Here is a 20,167-nt window from a genome sequence, read left to right on the forward strand (position 1 = left end):
ATCTGATAGTACGATCGCCAGACATTACTTTAAGATAAATCTCAAATCCGCTGGCGCGAGCGAAACGTTTTACTCACGCTTCGCTGCGATAACAGACCTGGTTGCGGCCATTCTGCTTGGCCAGATACAGTCGACCATCGGCGACCGACTGCAGCGCTTCAAAGTGATACTCTCCCTGCTCTTCGCTGGCGCTTACCCCTAACGACGCGCTGACCCGCAGCGTCACGTTGTTATGCAAAAAGACCTCCCGGCCATGAATACGCAGGCGTAGCCGCTCCGCTATCGCCGCCGCTTCCTGCAGCGTGGTATTCGGCAGCACGACACAAAACTCCTCTCCCCCCACGCGGCCCAGCAAATCGCCTTCCCGAACAGTGCCGGCAAGGGTACTGGCCACCATCGACAGCACCCTGTCACCCGCCTGATGACCATAGCGATCGTTAATGCTCTTAAAGTGATCCAGATCGAGCTGGATCACCGCCAGCGGTAGTCCGCTGCGCTGGCAGGCGCTGGCGACCGCCATCGCCTTTTCAAACAGCGCCCCGCGATTGAGCAGGCGGGTTAAGGCATCGTGCCAGGCCTGCCACTCCAGAGAGGTCTGGAGGACGCTCATATTGCGGACCATACGGCGGATCACCAGCCAGGAGAGCAGCAGCATCAAGGTGAAGAGGATCCACATCAGGGTCAGGGCGATGGTGATGGTGCCAAAGTTGCCGCGTACGCCTTCCCGCAGGGTGTGGATCCGCAGCAGCACGCCGTCAAAATTCCGTAGTTTGGCCCAACTGATATAGCGCGTCAGCAGACGCAGGCCGCCCTGGTTATCATGGGCAAACGCGCGGCTGAGCAGCTCCTGCTCGCGCGGCGACAGCAGCGTCAGGACATTCCCCGGCGCAGAGGAGGCCAGCAGGCTAAGATGGCTGTCATAAAGCTGGTATTCCCCCTCCTGCCCGCCCTTCATCGCGCTGATTAAAAATGCTTTTATTTCGCTGACTGAGAAATCCATCGCCAGCACGCCGCGCCAGTAACCGGCAAAATCCAGCGGTATCGAGGCGGTAACCACCTGCTCTTCCAGCTGCGGGTCATCGTCAGGAAAGGTTTGCCAGATAACGCCGCGGTACGGATTGTTCCGCTGGGTCTGCCGGGTAAACCAGAGGGCGCTGATAGCGCGCGAATAGTACGTCTTCACCTGCGATTCATCGCGCAGCGGCAGGGTCGAGGTGAAAAAGCCGCTGCGGGAGATATATTGCATCCGCTCGGCAAAATCGCGGTCATGCTGCGTCAGATTTAACAGATAACCCAGCTCCAGCGTCGCCATCAGTTCATTGACCACCAGCGGATCGTCCGGCAAGAGCAGCGGGTTCTCCCTGACGACGCTCTCCGAGACGCCAAACACCGGCAGCGTCCGGCGGTTCGGGAGCGCCACCCGCCAAATCTCCTGATGGCGCTGGTTCAGATAGCGCTGGCTGGCCTCGTGCAACACATCGACGTCGAGGGGGCGTTCAAGTGCGGACTGCATACCGTGGCGAAAAAACATCATCCTGTCGATGTTAAACTGCAGCAGCCCATCCATTTCATGCGCGACATTAGCCAGATTATTGCGCTGGTTCGCCACGTAGGCCTCTTCCAGGACGTTGATTTCACGCCAGATCAGCAGCGTGGAGAAAAATAGCACCACGATAAAACAAACGTTAACCACATGTGCCGGGCGAGTCAGGAAGTAGCGCTTTTTCAACTTCAACCGCAGTGGCTTATCCATCTTTCTCTCGTAGTACGTTGCGCAAACCTGACGTCGTCAGCGCACGCGGTTTCTGTCGATACCGGACGCGCTGTTTAGCGTAGACCACGCGGCGCCAATACGCGGCGCCGCACCTGATTACTTCGCAGCGCCACGCAGGCGGCTCACCGCCTTGACGCCGGCCAGGACCACCGCACCGATGATAAAACCCAGCACCAGATTGACCACCATCGGCAGCAAGGCGGCCAACATGCCGCCCAGGCCCGCGCTCCAGTGCTCAATGGCATGGTGCAGCGGCGCAATACCGTGGACCACAATCCCGCCGCCAACGAGAAACATGGCCAGCGTCCCGACGACAGAGAGCAGTTTCATCAGCCAGGGAGCCACGGCCAATAACCCTTTGCCCAGCCACTGCGCCAGCGTACTGCGTTTCTCCGCCAGCCAGTAACCCATGTCATCCAGCTTGACGATCACCCCCACCAGGCCATAGACCCCGATGGTGACCAGAATCGCGATCCCTGAGAGAATGAGGATCTGATTCAGCAGCGGCGCTTCCGCGACAATGCCGAGGGTGATGGCGACAATTTCCGCGGACAAAATAAAGTCGGTGCGAATCGCCCCTTTTACTTTGTCACGCTCAAAGGCCAGCGGGTCACGATCCGCCAACGCCTGAAGACGCTGCTGCCGTTGCGCTGGGTCCTCCTTGTGCTTACGCGCTTCCAGACTGTGGAGCACCTTCTCCACCCCTTCAAAACAGAGAAACGCGCCACCTACCATCAGCAGCGGCGTGATCGCCCAAGGAATAAAGGCGCTGATCAGCAGGGCCAGCGGCACGAGGATGATTTTATTGACGAACGACCCTTTCGCCACGCCCCAGACCACGGGCAGCTCACGATTTGCCCGCACGCCGGTCACCTGTTGGGCATTCAGGGAAAGATCGTCGCCCAGCACCCCCGCCGTTTTTTTCGCCGCCAGCTTGCCCATCATGGAGATATCGTCCAGCAGCGTGGCGATATCATCAAGTAATGTTAAAAGACTACTTCCTGCCAAAATGATTTTCCTTCTCTTTTCATCAATGTCTCCCTCGAGTATGCGTTAAAAAACGGCCGCTGCCCAAGGTACAATTAGTCAATATAAATTTAACAACCTGGCGCAAATTAAGCGCTCGCCAGCAGGATAGTTTTCACGTTTACTATATGTCCCCTTTCTATCTCTGCACCGTCGTGAGGAAGTATGTCTACCCGTCAGCTGTTACCGCTTATCGGGGCGCTGTTTGCGCTGTATATCATTTGGGGCTCTACCTATTTCGCCATCGCCGTCGGCGTCGCCAGCTGGCCGCCGCTGATGATGGCCGGAATTCGCTTTCTCTCTGCCGGCGTGCTGCTGCTGGGATGGCTGTTGGCCACCGGCCATAAACTGCCGGCCCGCAGGCCGTTGCTTAATGCCGCGCTGATCGGGGTTTTGCTGCTGGCCGTCGGCAACGGCTTTGTCACCCTGGCCGAACATCAGCACGTTCCCTCCGGGATCGCCGCGGTGATGGTCGCCACCGTTCCGCTGTTCACCCTGTGCTTCAGCCGCTTTTTCGGCATCACCACTCGGAAGCTGGAGTGGCTGGGGATTGCCATTGGCCTCGCGGGTATTGTGATGCTTAACAGCGGGGGCAACCTGAACGGCAACCCCTGGGGCGCACTGCTGATTCTGATTGGCTCTCTGAGCTGGGCCTTCGGCTCGGTTTACGGCTCGCGGATCGTGCTGCCGACCGGCATGATGGCGGGGGCAATCGAGATGCTCGCCGCCGGGATCGTCCTGCTGGCCGCCTCATGGCTGAGCGGTGAAACCTTAACCCGCATTCCGTCGTGGTCCGGGATCGCCGCCGTAGCCTATCTGGCTATCTTTGGCTCGCTGATTGCCATCAACGCCTACATGTTTTTGATCCGCAATGTCACCCCGGCGGTGGCCACCAGCTACGCCTATGTCAACCCGGTGGTAGCGGTTCTCCTTGGCACCGGATTCGGTGGCGAAAGCCTGTCACTGATCGAGTGGCTGGCGCTGGCGGTGATTATTTTCGCCGTCGTGCTGGTGACGCTGGGCAAATATCTCTTCCCGGTTCGCAGCGAAGTTACTCCTTGTAAGGCGTCGAAATAAGCGCCAGTTCGCGGATCCCCTGGGTGTCGATCTGCGCGTCGTGTCCGGCACCGCAGATCCACTCTTCCAGACGCTCGGTGAGCGCCTCGTCATTCAGCTTCAGGCGACCGCGCAGGGCGCACTCCCAGACGATAAGCACCCGCCAGCCCTGCGCGGCCAGCTTTTGCCGGTCACGGGCATCGCGCGCCACGTTGCCGGCGATCTTGTCCAGCCAGAACGCCGTCCGGGTGGCCGGCACCTTAAACAGGTAACAGTCATGGTGGTGCCAGAAACAGCCGTGGGTAAAGATGACGCAACGGTAGTCGGGTAAAGCGAAATCGGGGCGCCCCGGCAGCTCGCGATCCTGAGCAATAAAGGTGAATCCCGCCTGAGTCAACAGCGCCGCTATCCGCTTTTCGATCGCCGTATCGCGCGTGGCGATAGCCCGCATATTTTTACTGCGTGTGGCTTTATCGTGAACATCCGCCATCGTTATCATCCGCTTCGCGACGCGCCACCGCCTGAGCGATGCGCGGGGCCAGGAGCTTCGCCACCGCGGCGAAGACCGGAACCACTACCGAGTTGCCGAACTGACGATAGGCCTGGGTATCCGACACCGGGATGCGGAAACGCGCCCCCTGAGGCGATTCGAAGCCCATCAATCGGGCGCATTCCCGCGGCGTCAGCCGACGAGGACGCCGCTGTTGATTCTGCGGATCGTCAAAATGCGTCTCGCCCAGCGGCCGGTCCCAGCCGCGATCGACGAGAATTTCGGCGCCATCTTTATAGTAGCGGGCGGAGAGCGTCCGGGCCACGCTGTGAGGATTCGCGGGGTCCACCAGGCCATAACCAAAGCCATTGCCCCGCGCCTGATGCTTGCGCGCATAGCGATAAAGATATTTCCACAGTACCGGCGTGAGGATAAATTTGGCATCCACCGTCGGCTCCAGCAGCTCGCCAAATGTTGGCCGAACCGCCGGGTAAAGCGCCGCGATATCGCGCAGCGTAAACCCTTCGTGCAGCTGCAGATCGCGACGGAAGCCTACCAGCACGATGCGCTCCCGGTGCTGTGGTAAGAAATGGCGCCCGTCGATCACTTTCGGATCGTCCGGCCCGCTATGCCCGGCGTCAGCGACCTCATACCCCAGCTCATCCAGCGTCTGCATGATGATGCGGAAGGTGCGTCCCTGATCGTGACTTTTGAGATTTTTAACATTCTCCAGCACAAAGATCGCCGGCTGACGGGCGGCGATAATTCTCACCACATCAAAAAACAGCGTCCCCTGGGTTTCGCAGGCAAAGCCGTGGGCGCGACCCATGGCATTTTTTTTCGATACGCCGGCGAGTGAGAAAGGCTGGCAGGGAAAGCCGGCCAGCAGCACATCATGCTGCGGGATAGTCTCGCGGATATGCTGCGCCGCCTCGTCATCGCTAACGTCGGGGCGATGGCTGAGGGTGATATCGCGGATATCTTCATTGAAACGGTGTTGCTGCGGATCGCAATACCAGTTGGCCTTATAGGTGCGCACCGCATGCTTATTCCACTCGCTGGTAAAGACGCACTGCCCGCCGATGGCTTCAAAACCGCTGCGGATCCCGCCGATACCGGCAAACAGATCGACAAAGCGGAACCCATAGTGCGGATGATGGGCCGGCGGCGACGGCAGCAGCGTCGCCAGATGAGCGACCTCCTGCGGACGCAAACGCCCCGCCGCGCGGCTGAGGGCCGCCACGCGCTTGAGGATCGCCGCGCTCCAGTGCTGCTCCCCGACGCTCACCAGCTCGGCGACCAGCGTTTTCACATCGTAGATCGTCATCAGCTGACGCAGCAGCGCCTGAGCCTCTTCACCGGCCTGCTCCGTCAATGACAACGACCTGTTTTCCTTAATTAACTTTTGTGGCATACCCTCAACCAGCGCGGACGATTTTTGCAGAGAGTACCATAAATCACTGGTCGGTTGACGGCTGCGGTGCAAAGCGGCGTAAAACCGCCTCATCCAGCGCCATAGGCTCCCCCTTCAGCTCCGCGCTGATCTTGGCCATAAACTCAACGAGGAAGCGCGCATTATGCTGCGCCATAGCCCTTCCTGCGGCGGTCTGCATGGTTTCCGGCAGGCGCAGGAGTTTGCACTGGAAATGGTCGAGGGCATATTTTCTGTCATCCAGCGCTCGCCGGTCGGCGAAAGGATCGTCGGCATCAAACAGAATGGTGTTCAGGGCGCCGGCGACGGCGAAGACCCGCGCCAGGCCAATCGCCCCAAGCGACTCGAGACGGTCGGCGTCCTGGACGATTTTCGCCTCCAGCGTGCGCGGCGGGATCGCCGCGCTAAAGCTGTGCGCCTCAATAGCATGGCTGACCGCCGCATAGCGGTCTGCGGGAAAATCGGTAAACGACGACTGCAAAATCGCAAGGGTTTTCTCGGCAGCCATCATCGAAGAGCGGCTTCGCTCCGGATGATTTTTAGGCAGACTGACAATGTCATGAAAATAGCAGGCCGTGAGAAGCACCAGCCTGTCGACTTCCACCTCCCCGGCGGCCAGCCGGGTGGCGGTGGCCCAGACGCGACGAAAATGGGACAGATCGTGCGCCGCATCCTCCTGGGCGTGGTGCGTCAGTATCCAGTGCTCAAATCGTTGCTGCCAGTCTACCAGGTTCATAGGCGTTCCTTATCTGAAGGTCAGCCTCGAGCATAGCAACTTTACGACCGATGATCCCGCCTGCTTCTGGCGGGCCGTGTATACCAGACGACAGCACCTAGGATCGCGCCAATGCCGGCGAGCACCAGCATCCCCAACAGGGCGCCAAGCCATTTCCCTGCCATTGTGCCAAAGTCGCCCTCCGCGCTGGCGCCGGGAACGCTGTGAATTTTCCCTACCACCCACCAGTAACGCACAATGACCCAGACACAATATCCGCAAAAGGCATACAACGCCCAGAGCGCGAGTTTGCCGCCCGGGCTGCGTTTTGCCTGCTCTTCCATCTCATTCTTCTCCGTGACAAATCATACTACTGTCACCCAAAACGTGACACGAATCACATTATACCGCCAACCTGCGCCACAGGCAGCAGTTTCATCCTTGTCTTCTGCACCTACTTATCACTTATGCTGCCAATGGAAATACCCAAGGGTTTGTTCTTTATTACTTACCCACAGGATTAAACATTAACGACATCAACCATGCCGCGTATTGTACTTATCTTCCCCGGCGAGTTTGACTCATAAATTATATTTAAATGCTGAATAACCCTCTCGCCGTAAATTTATACAAATAATTTCATTTGGTTAACCGAGCCCGCAACAAAACAACATAACCCATTGCTATATAATAAAATAATAATAAAAGAAGATTCATTTAAATTTAATATAACGAACCATTTGGAAATATTTTGCAATATCTTACATTATTTATTTACATATTTTATTTTAAATAAAAATGAACCTGGTCGTTAGTATCTGATAGTCATTCCGGAGGGATTGTCATAATTCACAGAAATTATTATTAAAAGGGAATATATAATGAAAAGAAAAGTACTGGCTCTCATGGTTCCGGCATTATTAATGGCCAATGCCGTTAATGCCGCGGAAATCTATAACAACAACGGCAACAAACTGGACCTTTACGGGAAAGTCGCCGGCCTGCACTATTTCTCAGACGACACTTCAGAGGACGGCGATCAGACCTATGCACGCTTTGGCATCAAAGGCGAAACGCAGATCGCTTCCGAGTTAACCGGCTACGGTCAGTGGGAATACAATATCAAGGCCAATACCAGCGAAAATGAAGGAGCGAATTCCTGGACCCGTCTGGCCTTCGCCGGTCTGAAGTTTGCTGACTATGGCTCACTGGACTATGGCCGTAATTACGGCGTGGTGTACGACATCGAATCCTGGACTGATATGCTGCCAGAATTCGGCGGCGATACCTACACCCAGACCGACGTCTACATGACCGGCCGCACCAACGGGGTGGCCACCTACCGTAACAGCGATTTCTTCGGCCTCGTCGACGGCCTGCATTTCGCCCTGCAGTATCAGGGTAATAATGAAAACGCCGGTTCTGGCGAAGGCACTAACAACGGTGGTGCTCGTAAACTGGCGCGGGAAAATGGCGACGGGTTTGGTATCTCCAGCTACTACGATCTCGATATGGGCATCAGCTTCGGGGCCGCCTACTCATCTTCCGACCGTACCCATAACCAGCTGGCGGCAGCACGTAGCAGCCATATTTATGCCAACGGTGATAAAGCCGACGCCTGGACCGTCGGCGCCAAATATGACGCCAACAACATCTATCTGGCCGCCATGTATGCGGAAACCCGCAACATGACCTTCTACGGCAACGGCGCTATTGCCAACAAGACGCAGAACTTTGAAGTCGTCGCCCAGTACCAGTTCGATGAGTATAATTTACCGCTGCGTCCGTCTGTGGCCTATCTGCAATCAAAGGGTAAAGATCTCTACTCCTCTTCTCGCTTCGGCGACAAGGATCTGGTCAAGTATGTCGACATCGGCATGACCTACTACTTCAATAAAAATATGTCCACCTATGTGGATTATAAAATCAATCTGCTGGACGAAGACGATCGCTTCTACAGCAACAACGGTATCTCGACCGATGATATCGTGGCCCTCGGTCTGGTTTACCAGTTCTGATCCCCATCTAAGCCCGCGCTCAGCGGGCTTTTTCTTGTTCCCGCTCCGTTGAGATCACTCTTTTCGACATTGCCGCTTTCCAGGCGTACCTTCCCTCTTTATGATGCGTTTAAGCTCGTTCGGGCAAATTGCGGCGGTAAGACCACAAAAGGACAAGGCACAGTACCGCGTCTTTACGCTGAAACCAGGACGATGATGATGGCGATACCCCAGCGCAGGCGTTATACCTGAAGCTAACGGTGTTATTGAAGGGGAATGGTCAGAGAAAGAATAGTGGCGGAGAGAGGGGGATTTGAACCCCCGGTAGAGTTGCCCCTACTCCGGTTTTCGAGACCGGTCCGTTCAGCCGCTCCGGCATCTCTCCGCTGTTGTGGTTGCTATAATGCCAGGATCTTTGGCATTTTAATAGCTCCCGTTTCGGTAATCGTGTTCAAGTGACGACTTTGCGAGCAATATGATGTTTAAATGGCCCTGGAAAGCAGATGATGAGTCCGGCAACGCAGAGATGCCCTGGGAGCAAGCGCTTGCCATTCCGGTTTTAGCCCACCTTTCGCCCGCTGAGCAGCATAAGCTGACGCAGATGGCTGGCCGTTTCCTACAGCAAAAACGTCTGGTAGCGCTTCAGGGACTGGAGCTGACTCCGCTGCATCAGGCGCGGATAGCAATGCTCTTTTGCCTGCCGGTACTTGAGCTGGGGATAGAGTGGCTGGACGGTTTTCATGAAGTGCTGATCTACCCTGCCCCGTTTGTCGTGGATGATGAATGGGAGGATGATATTGGCCTGGTCCACAACCAGCGGGTGGTGCAATCGGGGCAAAGCTGGCAGCAGGGTCCCGTGGTGCTGAACTGGCTGGATATTCAGGACTCCTTTGATGCGTCAGGCTTTAACCTTGTGGTGCATGAGGTAGCGCATAAGCTCGATACGCGGAATGGCGATCGGGCCAGCGGGGTACCGCTGATCCCACTGCGCGAAGTCGCCGGCTGGGAGCACGATCTCCACGCGGCGATGAACAACATTCAGGATGAGATAGATCTGGTGGGGGAAAGCGCAGCCAGCATTGACGCCTATGCCGCCACCGATCCCGCTGAGTGCTTTGCCGTCCTATCGGAATATTTTTTCAGCGCGCCTGAATTGTTCGCGCCCCGCTTCCCGGCCCTGTGGCAGCGTTTTTGCCATTTTTACCGCCAGGATCCGCTGGCGCGCAGACGGGAGAATGGCCTGCAGGACGAAGACGATCGGCGCACTGTTCACTAAAACAACGTGTTGAGCTAAATTTAGCCATTTGAATCAGCAAGTTAATTTTAGTGTTGACACAAAAATGCCGGGCCAGTAGTATGCGCCTCGTTCACACGATTCCTCTGTAGTTCAGTCGGTAGAACGGCGGACTGTTAATCCGTATGTCACTGGTTCGAGTCCAGTCAGAGGAGCCAAATTTAAAAAGCCTGCTTTTAAGCAGGCTTTTTGCTTTTCGGGCCCCGCCGGGCCGCCATCCCGCATCAAGGCTTAACTTTTTCCACCGCTACAAACTTCCCTGCGCCGCTGTGGCGCTGATATTCACCGGCATGCCGGAGCGGCGCTGCAGGGTTTGCTCGGCCTGCGAAGAACTCACTCCCGGCCCCTGAGTAAACTCGCGCAGCGCCGAGGTCATCGGCAAGGGGACTTTTCTGTCGGATTCAAACTCCGCCCGGTTGCGCGACAGCGGCTCGTGCACCTCCAGCCAGTGGCTGCCGTCCGGCTCCACGGTATACTTCACCGGCTGATCGATCAGCTGGACGCGCGTTCCCACCGGGACGTTATCAAACAGGAATTTAATGTCGTCATTACGCAGGCGGATGCATCCCTGGCTGACGCGCAGCCCGATACCAAAGTTGGCATTGGTGCCGTGGATGGCGTACAGCCTGCCGATATAGATCGCATACAGCCCCATCGGATTATCGGGCCCGGGCGGCACCATCGCCGGCAGCGTTTTGCCCTCTTTCGCATACTCGCGGCGGGTATTGGCGGTCGGTACCCAGGTGGGTCCCTCCTGCTTGCGCTCTACCGCCGTCACCCAGTTACGCGGCGTTTCACGTCCCGCCTGACCAATGCCGATTGGCAGGACTTCCACGCTATTGCCCAGCGGCGGGTAATAATAGAGACGCATCTCGGCGACGTTGATGACGATCCCCTCCCGCACGGTGTCAGGCAGGATCAGCTGTTGCGGAATGGTCAGCGTCGAACCGGAGTGCGGCAAATAGACATCGACGCCGGGGTTAGCCTCCAGCATATTGCTCAACCCCTGGCCGTACTGGGCGGCAAAACTTTCCAGTGGTTGAGTGTTGTTCTCCGGCACGGCAATGGTAAATGCGCTGCCCACCAGACGGCTCCCCTCCGGCGGCAGCGGATAGCTAACGGCCAGCGCGCTGTGGCTGGCGAGCAGCATCAGCGCCGAACAAAGTAATTTCACACGCCGCATCGTCATTTTCCCTTCCTCAGTCGCGACTCTCGTGTGTGAATTATAGCGGTATTTCCTCTCCCCGATCCGCTGGCCAGCATTTCCTTAAATCTGATAGTCGATAGCGGCCTCTTCCGGCTCCATCGCCTGGCGCTTGATCTCATCCAGCGACAGTCCGGCATTGCACAATTCGATAAAGCGCCAGACGTAATTACGCTGCAGCTGGCCCCGCTTCAGTCCCAGCCACACGGTATTGGCATCAAACAGATGGCGGGTATCGAGGCGCGTAAAGGTGTCCGCTTCGCGGGCATCCCCGGACTGCTCGGCGACCAGCCCGACGCCCAGCCCCAGCTCGACGTAGGTCTTGATGACATCGGAATCCTGGGCGCTCAGCACAATATCCGGCATCAGCCCTTTACGGTTGAAGGCCTCATCGATCCGCGAACGGCCGGTGATCCCCTGGCGATAGGTGATTAACGGCCAGCGGGCAATCGCCTCCAGCGTCAGAGGAGACACCTGGGTCAGGGGATGGTCTTTGGGTACCAGCAGGCTGTGATGCCAGCGGAACCAGGGGAAAGCCGCCAGCGTAGGATCGTTGCTCAGACGCTCGCTGGCGATGCCGATATCCGCCCCACCGTTATGCAGCAGCGCTTCAATTTCCTGCGGAGTGCCCTGCACCAACTCGACGCGAACGTCGGAGAACAGCTCGCGGAAGGCTTTAATCACCGGGGGCAGGCTGTAGCGCGCCTGAGTATGGGTGGTGGCGATGGTTAAGACGCCGGAGGCATCGTTAGTGAAGAGATCCGCCAGCCGCCGGACGTTGCTGGCTTCATTGAGGATCCGCTCGGCAATGGATAACAGCGCTTTACCCGGCTCGGTCATTCCTAACAGGCGTTTGCCGCGACGGATAAAGATCTCAATCCCCAGCTCCTCTTCCAGTTCCCGGATATGGCGGCTGACGCCTGACTGCGAGGTATAGAGCATATTCGCGACTTCCGTCAGGTTGTAATCCTGACGGGCCGCCTCACGGATAATTTTCAGTTGCTGGAAGTTCACCCTTTCCTCCGGGCCAATGGACTTAACGTATCTGCTATTGTTAAAGTCTGTTGTCCCGGGTAACAAATAATAAAAACCAGCAACTTATTCCTTAAGAGAATATAGCCTAACTCACCAGCTGCAGTTCACGGTTCTCCAGCGATGGACGGCTCACCAGAGACAGCAGGATCTCCTTCACCGCCTGCGCCTGCGGCGACAAACCGCCGCGCGCCGACATGTTCAACGACAGCGACAGGCTCATTGACGGCGTGCTAATCCGCGCCATCCAGCCGTTCGCCGCGCCGCACAGGGAGCGGGCAGCGGATTCCGGCAGGACCGTCGCCCCCATGCCGCTGGCGATGGCCGCGGTCAGGGTGGTAATGGATTCAATCTCGCCGATAATTTTCGCCGACAGCCGACGCAGGGTGAACGCTTCGGTGACCCGCGCCCGTACCGCGCTGTAATCGCGCGGCAGAAACAGGTTCATCTCCGCTACCGCCGTGAGGTCCACGCTCTGCCCCGGGCAATCGCGGGTACCGACCAGGTAGAGATCTTCTTTCAGCAGCGGCTGGCTGACGATGCCGGCCACCGGCGAACGCTCATACAGCACCGCCATATCCAGCTGGCCCGCCAGCAGCTTGTCATTCAGCGCCGTGCCGCTGCTCTCTTGCAGATAGACCATCACCTCGGGCAGTTCATTACGCACCGTCTGCAGCAACGGCATAGTAATGGCGGAGGCCGCCGTGCCCGGCGCCAGGCCGATCGAGACCTGGCCACGCAGCGTCTGACCGACGTTATTGACCGCCAGCTGCGCCTGCTCACACTGGCGCAGGATGGTCCGCGCATGGGTATACAGGATTTTACCGGCTTCCGTTGGCGTGACCCCTCGCTTAGTGCGTATCAGCAGCTGCTGGTCCATTTCACCTTCCAGGGTCGCGACCTGCTGGCTGAGGGCCGGTTGGGCGATGTGCAAGACTTCAGCGGCCTGGGTCAGACTGCCGATATCGACGATTTTCACAAAATATTTCAGTCGTCTTAAGTTCATTTTGCCTCCTGTAAGGAACGCCAGCGTTAACGCTGGAAGTATGATGAAACTGGTTTTGCAATTTGCTTGCCAGCTTTTCATTTCCGCTGCCGCTGCCCGCCACAGGCGGTGTTATAAGGGATAGTGATAGCAATCCGGTTTTTATTTGCCCGGTAAGCAGATTGTGGTATGCCCCATTAGGGGTACATTCGCACTACAACGGTGCAATCTGCTGAAAAAAACAGCGCACGAGTGAGGGTTGCTGAAATTGTCAGCAGTCGAACGCAATTCTTTGAATCAGGCTTTGACAAGGCCGGGTGGCATCGTTAATATGCGCCCCGTTCACACGATTCCTCTGTAGTTCAGTCGGTAGAACGGCGGACTGTTAATCCGTATGTCACTGGTTCGAGTCCAGTCAGAGGAGCCAAATTTAAAAAAGCCTGCTTTCGAGCAGGCTTTTTGCTTTTCCGCGCCAGCTGCGCGGCCGGAGGGCGAAGGATCCCCCTCCAGCAATGGCGCCCCTAGCGCAAACTCTCTTCCTTCAGGTCTATCTCCCGCAGCACCTCATAAAAGGTGATATCGCTAATGTTGTGGGCGCGACGCAGCCGGAACAGCTCCTGACGCTGGGCGATAATGACCTCTCTTTGCATATATTTCTCCAGCCTGGCGCGCTTCGCCAGCTCCAGCCCGACGTCCTGCCCTTCGTCATTGTCGTTATAGTGAAGCCGACGCTGGTAGGTTTCCAGCAGCATATTGCCGGCATCCGCCCGCAGGGCCTGCTCAGTGGGATCCTCCACCGGCTCGTCGAGTAGCGCATTTAGCCGGTTGATGGCCACTTCGGTCATGACGGCGCCAATATCGTCCTTGCCGGTGTCATGGGGTAAATCATCGGCAAGATAGCGGGTCATGAACGGCAGACCGATAGCCGCCACCACCAGCGACATCAGGATCACCGCCATTGAGAGAAAGATCAGCAGTTCGCGGCCCGGGAATGGTGAACCATCCGCCAGCACCGCCGGCAGCGTCAGAATACCGGCGAGCGTCACGGAGCCTTTAACCCCCGCCAGCGCCATGACGGCGAGGATGCTGAATCGCGGACGGACGGTGATGGCCTTGCCCCGGCGTTTACGGCGAAAAATGGTCAGCGTCATCGACAGCCATACCCAGGCGAAACGCATCAGACCGAGCGCGAGAGTGATGGCCACGGCGTACAGCAGCAGATACCAGGGCGAAGGGACGCCGGCCTGGCTGGCTACCGCCGGCAACGTCCTGAGCATGCGGGGCAACTGCTCGCCCAGCATCAGGAAGATCATCCCATTGAGGGTAGTCTGCAGCATGGACCACACCGCGCTGCTTTTCATGCGCGTCGCGGGAAGCCGTGGCCCCGACAGCTGCTCATAGTGCATCGCAATGCCGGCGGCGACGGCGGCAAGAATGCCGGAGACATGGAACGCCTCGGCCAGCAGGTAGGCGGCGAAGGGGATAAGCAGGCTGATCAGGATCTGGATGGCCGGCTCCTCGCGGGTGCGCCGCACCAGAAAGTTATTACATTTGCCGGTGACCCACACCACCACGAGCCCACTGAGGATGCCCCCGAACGCCATCAGGAAAAACTTCATCACCGCCTCTCCCGGTGAGAAGCTGCCGGTCAGCACCGCGGCGATGGCAAAATTAAAAGCGACGAGACCCGAAGCATCGTTTAACAGCGACTCCCCTTCGAGGATATGCGCCATCCGGGAAGGCAGCGGCGAGCTGGCGGTCATTGCCGATACCGCCACCGGATCGGTGGGTGACAGAATCGCCGCCAGGGCGAACCCCGCCGCCACGGTAATCGCCGGAATAAGCCAGTGAATAAACAGGCCAATACCGAGGATAGTCACCATCACCAGGCCTATCGCCAGCGACAGAATCGGCTTCATATCGCGGAAAAACGCGTCTTTCGGGATCCGCCAGCCATCGAGGAAAAGCAGCGGCGGGATAAACAACAGCAAAAAGATGTGCGGATCGAAATCGACCTGAAAACCACCGGCGGCCAGCGCGGCGCCCGCCGCAATCTGGATCAACGGCAGCGGCACTTTAACGGGCAGAAGATGGGAAATGAACACCGTCACCACGATGGCCATGATAAAGACCAGCACAATAGCGATTAGCGACATTCCTCCCCTCCTTTGACGGCAATATTCATTCTGTACATCAGGCTGTTATTCCTTTTTCGCAGGTGTGGTTTCAGCGGCGGGTTATTTATCCAGACGCCGATAATAAAGGACAGGCTTTCCTGTCTGGCGGCGTGTTTATTTAAACTGAGGTGGCAACCGGCGCCCGTTCAGGGGGGACAATGTGTTTTATCATGCCAGCATTGTCAATCCGCTATGGTCTGCAAATCATCGTCAGCCCGGCAATATAATCTCTACCATTCATCCTTATCATTCCGTGGCGACCAGAGAGATATATGGTCAGCGGAATAGCCTCAGCGGATTGATATTCTCTGTCGTAACGGCCCGATATCCATGCATTAGCCATTATTGATAATCCGCATTGCCTTTCATAAGCCGAATGCCTCGAAATCCCGCCCTTCGCTGCCATACATTGCTTGCCCGATACCAGGATTGGGGGTACCCTGACAAAAAATTAAACCACACGGTCTAAATGATGAATCCCGCTATCTCCGCCAACATGAAGCCCCGCCGCGGCCGACCGCCAAAGGCCAATCGGCAGTTTGTCGACACCCGCCAGGCGCTGATTCGCTCGGGCCTGGAGGTGCTGACCGAAACGGGCTATCTCGCGGCGGGGATTGATGCAGTAATCAAGAATATCGCCGTGCCAAAGGGGTCGTTTTACCACTGTTTCAAAAGCAAGGAGGCCTTTGGCCTCGCCGTGCTTGCCGCCTATGGCGACTACTTTGCGCATAAATTAGATAAATTCCTGCTGGACGACGCCGTGCCGCCGCTGGAACGGATGGCGGCCTTCGTGCGAGATGCCGGTCAGGGAATGGAGAAATACCAGTTTCGTCGCGGCTGTCTGGTAGGCAACCTGCTGCAGGAAGCTCCGCTGTTGCCCGAGGCATTTACCCAGCGGTTGCAGGCCATCCTGGCGGCATGGGAGGCGCGCGTGGCCCGCTGCCTGCACGAGGCGCAGGCTGCCGGGGCGATCGCCAGCGACACCTCACCGGAGGCGCTGGCCCAGGTGTTCTGGATCGGCTGGGAAGGCGCGGTGATGCGCGCCAGACTGGTCCAGTCCGCCGCTCCCCTTAACCAGTACTGGGATTTCTTTGCGCACAATATGATGACAATAACACCTGCACAGGACGGCGATAGCGCCGATAACTCCCTTCAGACGAGGAATACTCAGTCATGAAAGCATTAGTTCTGGACCAGATTGACAACCGCACCGTGGCCGCCGTCAAAGCGATTGACCTGCCCGCCCTTGCCGAAGGCGACGTGCAGGTCGCCATCGACTGGTCGAGTCTCAACTATAAAGATGCCCTGGCGATCACCGGCAAAGGCAAAATCATCCGCCAGTTCCCGATGGTGCCGGGGATTGATTTTGCCGGCAGGGTAAGTGAAAGCCGCGATCCGCGCTTTGTTCCCGGCCAGGCCGTGATCCTCACCGGCTGGGGCGTGGGCGAAAACCACTGGGGCGGTCTGGCCACCGAGGCCTGTGTCAAAGGCGACTGGCTGGTTGCCCTGCCGGAGGCACTCAGCGCGCGCCAGGCAATGATCATCGGCACCGCCGGCTTTACCGCAATGCTGTGCGTCGATGCCCTCGTCAGTGCGGGCATCACCCCGGAAAGCGGTGATATCCTGGTCACCGGCGCCAGCGGCGGGGTCGGCAGCACCGCCGTGGTACTGCTGAAAGCGCTCGGCTACCGGGTGACAGCCGTATCGGGCCGCGAGTCGACGCACGATTACCTTCGCCAGCTCGGCGCCGACGCCATCCTGCCGCGCAGCGACTTCGCAGAGACCCGCCCGCTGGAGAAACAGCTGTGGGCGGGCGCGGTGGATACCGTTGGCGGCACGATGCTGGCTAAAGTGCTGGCGCAAACGCAATATCGCGGCTGCGTCGCCGCCTGCGGTCTGGCCGGGGGCTTCGATCTGCCGACCACCGTAATGCCGTTTATTCTGCGCAATGTGCGTCTGCAGGGGGTGGATTCGGTGATGGTGCCCACCGCAGAACGCGACGCGGTCTGGCAGCGTCTGGCCCAGCTGCTGCCGGAGGGCTACTACCAGCAGGCAGCCACCGAAATCACGCTGGAGCAGGCGCCAGCGTATGCCGCAGATTTCCTCAGCAACAATATTCATGGCCGCACGCTGGTCAACATCGGCCAGTAATTCTCTCCTCCCGGCGCCCCATGGCGCCGGTCCCCGGGGCGATCCTGACATATCATTTCCTTCCCCACGGGATTATGATGACGCGAACGAATGGCTTTGCGAGTGGTAAAGAACGTAAATGGATGTCATAAGCATCATTATGGCGGCGGGCAAATCGTCCGTTGACGTCGCGCTGTATACGCTGTTGCCGATAATGGTGATCATGCTGATTATCATGAAATATCTGGAGGTCCGCGGCATCCTCGATGTGATTGTGCGCTGGGTTGCGCCATTGCTGAAGCCCTTCGGCTTAACCGGAATGAGCGCCTTCGCCCTGATCCAGATTAACTTTGTCAGCTTCGCCGCCCCGCTGGCCACGCTGTCCATTATGGACAAACGCGGCGTTTCTGACCGGCAAATGGCCGCCACGCTGGCCATGGTCTTCGCCATGGGGCAAGGCAACGTCTTCTATCCCCTCACCCCTTTCGGCCTCCACTGGCTGGCCTCGATCGTTATCTCAGTGGTCGGCGGCCTGTGCGCGGCGGCAGTCGCCTGGCACGTCACCGGACGGCGCTTATCGGTCGCCGAGAATCCTCGCGCGGAAGCGCTGCCCAACGCCGAGCAGAACAGTCAGGGCATTCTGGCGGTGATCAATAGCGCCGGCTCCGACGCCATCCGCCTGGCGCTCGGCGCGGTGCCGATGCTGATCCTGTCGTTAACCATCGTCGGACTGCTGCAGGGCGCTGGCGCCATCGACCTGCTGCAGCAGTTGCTGAAACCGGTGCTCGGCTGGCTGCACATTCCGCAGAACTTTGTGCTGCCGGCGCTGGTGAAGTGCGTCGCCGGAGGCACCGCTTACTTTGGCGTCATTTCCGAGCTGATCCAGCAGGGCAAAGTCACCGTCAGCCAGGTCAACGCCTCGGCAGGCCTGCTGATCCAGACTTTCGATCTGCCCGGAATCGGTATTTTCCTCGGCATCAGCTCACGGTTTGTCCGCCTGTTTCGCTTCGTGGTTCCCGCGGCGATCGTCGGCATTCTGCTGCGCACCGTCCTGCACCTGAGCCTCTTTTAACGCCTGCGCGCTGGCCTGCGCCTTCAGGCAGGCCACCACCGCCGCCTGCTCGCCGCAGGCGATATGCTCATCGATACGCGCCAGCATCCATGGAAAGAAAGGATTAGAGGTGACGCGCATTAACGTCTCCAGCCCCACGCTCAGCGTTCCGGTTTCTCCACGCAGTGAAATGGTGCCCAGGCTAATGCCGTAGCGGTTCTTCTCGTCCGGCTCGCGGCCATACAGCGAGTCGCTCAGGGGAAACGGCACCGCCACATGCGACAGGGAGTACATATCCGCCGGCCAGGCAAGGTGTAGAGGATAACGATGCTCTTCCCGTTCCTGGGCCAGCGTAGTGCGGGCGACGGTCTGCAGCGTGTGCGCCGTCGCGTTGGTCACCACCGTGGTGGTATAGGCCCTCGGCGCCGGCGGCAGCAGCGTATTCACCGCCGCATAGAGCGCGGGACGGAACAGGACACGGAGATCCGCCGCCTGGTTTATGTCGAACACCACCAGCTCACTGCCGTTGTCCGGCAGGTAGCGATACAGGGACTCCACCACCGCCCGGGTGCTGACGGTGGAATCCATCACCGACTGAAAGGTGAGGACTGGCGGCAGCGCTTTCAGCTCCCCCTGACGGGACGCACGAATAATCTGCTGCTGCAGCGCCTGGCTTAACAGCCAGGACTGTCTCGCCGCTTTTACCGGAAAAGAGTTGTACTTGAACGGATTAAATTCAGGCGCCACGTTTAGCCAGGCCGCGCGGGCAAACGCCGGGAAGATGGACGGCAGCCCGGCGAGACCGGCAAAACGGGCAAACGCCGTCACGCCGATCATCGGCGACAGCAGGATAATCTGCTGCGGCTGGCGTAAATGGCTGTCCTCCAGGCTATCGAGGGCATACTTGAGCGCCAGCGCGCCGCCGTTAGAGTAGCCGACCAGATGCAGCGGCACGTCCGCCCCGGCCAGGCGCGTCGCTTCGCGCACCGCCAGACGCGTTGCCGCCAGCCAGGTCTCCCAGTCAACGGCGGTTAACGCCCCCGGCGCGGTGCCATGGCCCGGCAAACGCGGCGCCACCGCCACATAACCCCGCTGCCGCCAGAGTTGCGCCAGATAGCGCACGCTGTAGGGCGAATCGGTCAGGCCATGGAGCAGCACCACGCTGCCGCGCGGTTTGCCCTGCGGCAATAGTACAAAAGAGCGGTTCCAGTCCTGCGTAAACTGTCCCGGCCAGACCCGGCTGTGGCGATAAAAGCGGTTGACTGGGGTTTTATCTTCTTCCGGCAAGGCCTCTGTCACCTCACGCTGAAGATCGGCGAAAATCGTTTTCTCCCGCGCCAGATACTGGGCAAAGGTCGCCTGGTCGATCTCTTTGGCCGTCATCTCGTTGCCATGCCAGGTATGCCAGCGATGCAGCGCGGGGCCGCGCTGGGACTCATAGATCCGTCCGGCGAGAAACACCACCAGCAGCGCCAGCACCGCAACGATCCCTTTTTTTAACAGTGAGCCAATAACGGCGCCTGACGTTCGCCAGTGGCGTAAAAGATGCTTCATGACGCTCTCTCTATTATTTTTCGCATAGCCGAACTCAGCTGCCCTATTCCTGACAGGCTATTTTCACTGTCTGCTTCTCAGCATAGTCATCGGCTCCGGCAAATTAAACCCGGCAGATCATTCATGTTCAGCGAAAAAAAGCCTACCGCTGAGATCAACGTTAGGTCGCCTATTTTTAAACACTGTATAAACCAAGGGGATAATCTTATTGTCAGGCCTTCAGGAAACATGAATTATCGGCAGGGATGTG

The 20,167-nt window shown here is 58.2% G+C and carries 16 protein-coding genes, 3 tRNA genes and 1 pseudogene; 8 read left to right on the plus strand and 12 right to left on the minus strand.

What is annotated here, in order from left to right; genetic code table 11:
* Positions 1–73: 73 nt before the first annotated feature.
* Together dgcQ and KHQ24_RS17590 are read right to left on the minus strand one after the other, a co-directional pair.
* Positions 74–1,753 carry a cellulose biosynthesis regulator diguanylate cyclase DgcQ gene (gene dgcQ, locus KHQ24_RS17585; RefSeq protein WP_049004332.1) on the minus strand — a complete coding sequence of 560 codons (1,680 nt, stop codon included), beginning with the start codon at positions 1,751–1,753 and terminating at the stop codon, positions 74–76.
* A 117-nt stretch (positions 1,754–1,870) separates the two neighbouring features.
* Positions 1,871–2,782 (minus strand): DUF808 domain-containing protein, encoded by a 912-nt coding sequence (locus tag KHQ24_RS17590; protein WP_049004331.1) that lies wholly within the window; start codon positions 2,780–2,782, stop codon positions 1,871–1,873.
* A gap of 183 nt (positions 2,783–2,965) precedes the next feature.
* Between KHQ24_RS17590 and yedA the strand changes: the two genes are divergently transcribed.
* The gene (yedA, locus tag KHQ24_RS17595; protein ID WP_032456334.1) at positions 2,966–3,877 is read left to right on the plus strand and encodes a drug/metabolite exporter YedA; all 912 of its coding nucleotides are present in this window, start codon (positions 2,966–2,968) and stop codon (positions 3,875–3,877) included.
* On the opposite strand, the gene KHQ24_RS17600 is transcribed toward yedA, so the two are convergent.
* The 4 genes from KHQ24_RS17600 to drpB form a co-directional block, all read right to left on the minus strand.
* The gene (locus KHQ24_RS17600) at positions 3,852–4,346 is read right to left on the minus strand and encodes a very short patch repair endonuclease (protein ID WP_023318645.1); all 495 of its coding nucleotides are present in this window, start codon (positions 4,344–4,346) and stop codon (positions 3,852–3,854) included. The genes yedA and KHQ24_RS17600 overlap by 26 nt on opposite strands.
* Entirely contained in the window at positions 4,327–5,727 is a 1,401-nt protein-coding gene (locus tag KHQ24_RS17605; RefSeq protein ID WP_072206876.1) for a DNA cytosine methyltransferase, read from the minus strand. The genes KHQ24_RS17600 and KHQ24_RS17605 overlap by 20 nt, the downstream gene beginning before the upstream one ends.
* 76 nt (positions 5,728–5,803) lie before the next feature.
* Positions 5,804–6,514, minus strand: a complete 711-nt coding sequence (locus KHQ24_RS17610; RefSeq protein ID WP_004203487.1) for a phosphohydrolase — start codon at positions 6,512–6,514, stop codon at positions 5,804–5,806.
* A gap of 41 nt (positions 6,515–6,555) precedes the next feature.
* A complete protein-coding gene (gene drpB, locus KHQ24_RS17615; RefSeq protein ID WP_004203489.1) occupies positions 6,556–6,837 on the minus strand; it encodes a cell division protein DrpB in 282 nt (93 codons plus the stop codon).
* Between the two features lie 537 nt (positions 6,838–7,374).
* On the opposite strand from drpB, the gene ompC reads away from it, so the two are divergent.
* Positions 7,375–8,511: a porin OmpC gene (ompC, locus tag KHQ24_RS17620; RefSeq protein WP_017900242.1), complete on the plus strand. Its 1,137-nt coding sequence runs from the start codon at positions 7,375–7,377 to the stop codon at positions 8,509–8,511.
* A gap of 274 nt (positions 8,512–8,785) precedes the next feature.
* Here ompC and KHQ24_RS17625 read toward each other — a convergent pair.
* Positions 8,786–8,875 (minus strand) — tRNA-Ser (locus tag KHQ24_RS17625).
* 90 nt (positions 8,876–8,965) lie between these two features.
* On the opposite strand from KHQ24_RS17625, the gene mtfA reads away from it, so the two are divergent.
* Positions 8,966–9,766: a DgsA anti-repressor MtfA gene (mtfA, locus tag KHQ24_RS17630; RefSeq protein WP_072140495.1), complete on the plus strand. Its 801-nt coding sequence runs from the start codon at positions 8,966–8,968 to the stop codon at positions 9,764–9,766.
* Between the two features lie 100 nt (positions 9,767–9,866).
* Positions 9,867–9,942: transfer RNA gene (locus KHQ24_RS17635), tRNA-Asn, on the plus strand.
* 89 nt (positions 9,943–10,031) lie between these two features.
* Here the strand turns inward: KHQ24_RS17635 and ldtA are convergent.
* The 3 genes from ldtA to nac form a co-directional block, all read right to left on the minus strand.
* A complete protein-coding gene (gene ldtA / locus KHQ24_RS17640) occupies positions 10,032–10,973 on the minus strand; it encodes a L,D-transpeptidase (RefSeq protein ID WP_023318650.1) in 942 nt (313 codons plus the stop codon).
* A 78-nt stretch (positions 10,974–11,051) separates the two neighbouring features.
* Positions 11,052–12,002: an HTH-type transcriptional regulator Cbl gene (cbl, locus tag KHQ24_RS17645; RefSeq protein WP_004180456.1), complete on the minus strand. Its 951-nt coding sequence runs from the start codon at positions 12,000–12,002 to the stop codon at positions 11,052–11,054.
* Between the two features lie 106 nt (positions 12,003–12,108).
* Positions 12,109–13,026 (minus strand): nitrogen assimilation transcriptional regulator NAC, encoded by a 918-nt coding sequence (nac, locus tag KHQ24_RS17650; protein WP_004203498.1) that lies wholly within the window; start codon positions 13,024–13,026, stop codon positions 12,109–12,111.
* A 330-nt stretch (positions 13,027–13,356) separates the two neighbouring features.
* Here nac and KHQ24_RS17655 point away from each other — a divergent pair.
* Positions 13,357–13,432, plus strand: a tRNA-Asn gene (locus KHQ24_RS17655).
* Positions 13,433–13,526: 94 nt separating this feature from the next.
* On the opposite strand, the gene KHQ24_RS17660 is transcribed toward KHQ24_RS17655, so the two are convergent.
* Positions 13,527–15,161, minus strand: a complete 1,635-nt coding sequence (locus KHQ24_RS17660; protein ID WP_004203499.1) for a Na+/H+ antiporter — start codon at positions 15,159–15,161, stop codon at positions 13,527–13,529.
* Between the two features lie 493 nt (positions 15,162–15,654).
* On the opposite strand from KHQ24_RS17660, the pseudogene KHQ24_RS17665 reads away from it, so the two are divergent.
* The 3 genes and pseudogenes from KHQ24_RS17665 (at position 15,655) to KHQ24_RS17675 (ending at position 18,384) form a co-directional block, all read left to right on the plus strand.
* A pseudogene (locus tag KHQ24_RS17665) lies at positions 15,655–16,480 on the plus strand (TetR/AcrR family transcriptional regulator).
* Positions 16,419–17,333, plus strand: a complete 915-nt coding sequence (locus KHQ24_RS17670; RefSeq protein WP_227506520.1) for an MDR family oxidoreductase — start codon at positions 16,419–16,421, stop codon at positions 17,331–17,333. The pseudogene KHQ24_RS17665 and the gene KHQ24_RS17670 overlap by 62 nt, the downstream one beginning before the upstream one ends.
* Before the next feature lie 118 nt (positions 17,334–17,451).
* Positions 17,452–18,384, plus strand: a complete 933-nt coding sequence (locus KHQ24_RS17675) for a nucleoside recognition domain-containing protein (protein WP_004203502.1) — start codon at positions 17,452–17,454, stop codon at positions 18,382–18,384.
* Here KHQ24_RS17675 and KHQ24_RS17680 read toward each other — a convergent pair.
* Positions 18,295–19,917 carry an alpha/beta hydrolase gene (locus KHQ24_RS17680; protein WP_211777375.1) on the minus strand — a complete coding sequence of 541 codons (1,623 nt, stop codon included), beginning with the start codon at positions 19,915–19,917 and terminating at the stop codon, positions 18,295–18,297. The two genes, KHQ24_RS17675 and KHQ24_RS17680, sit on opposite strands and share 90 nt — an antisense overlap.
* Positions 19,918–20,167 lie beyond the last annotated feature (250 nt).

Origin of the sequence: Klebsiella sp. 54, from assembly GCF_018223875.1 — a bacterium.
GTDB classification, from domain to species: Bacteria; Pseudomonadota; Gammaproteobacteria; order Enterobacterales; family Enterobacteriaceae; genus Klebsiella; species Klebsiella quasipneumoniae.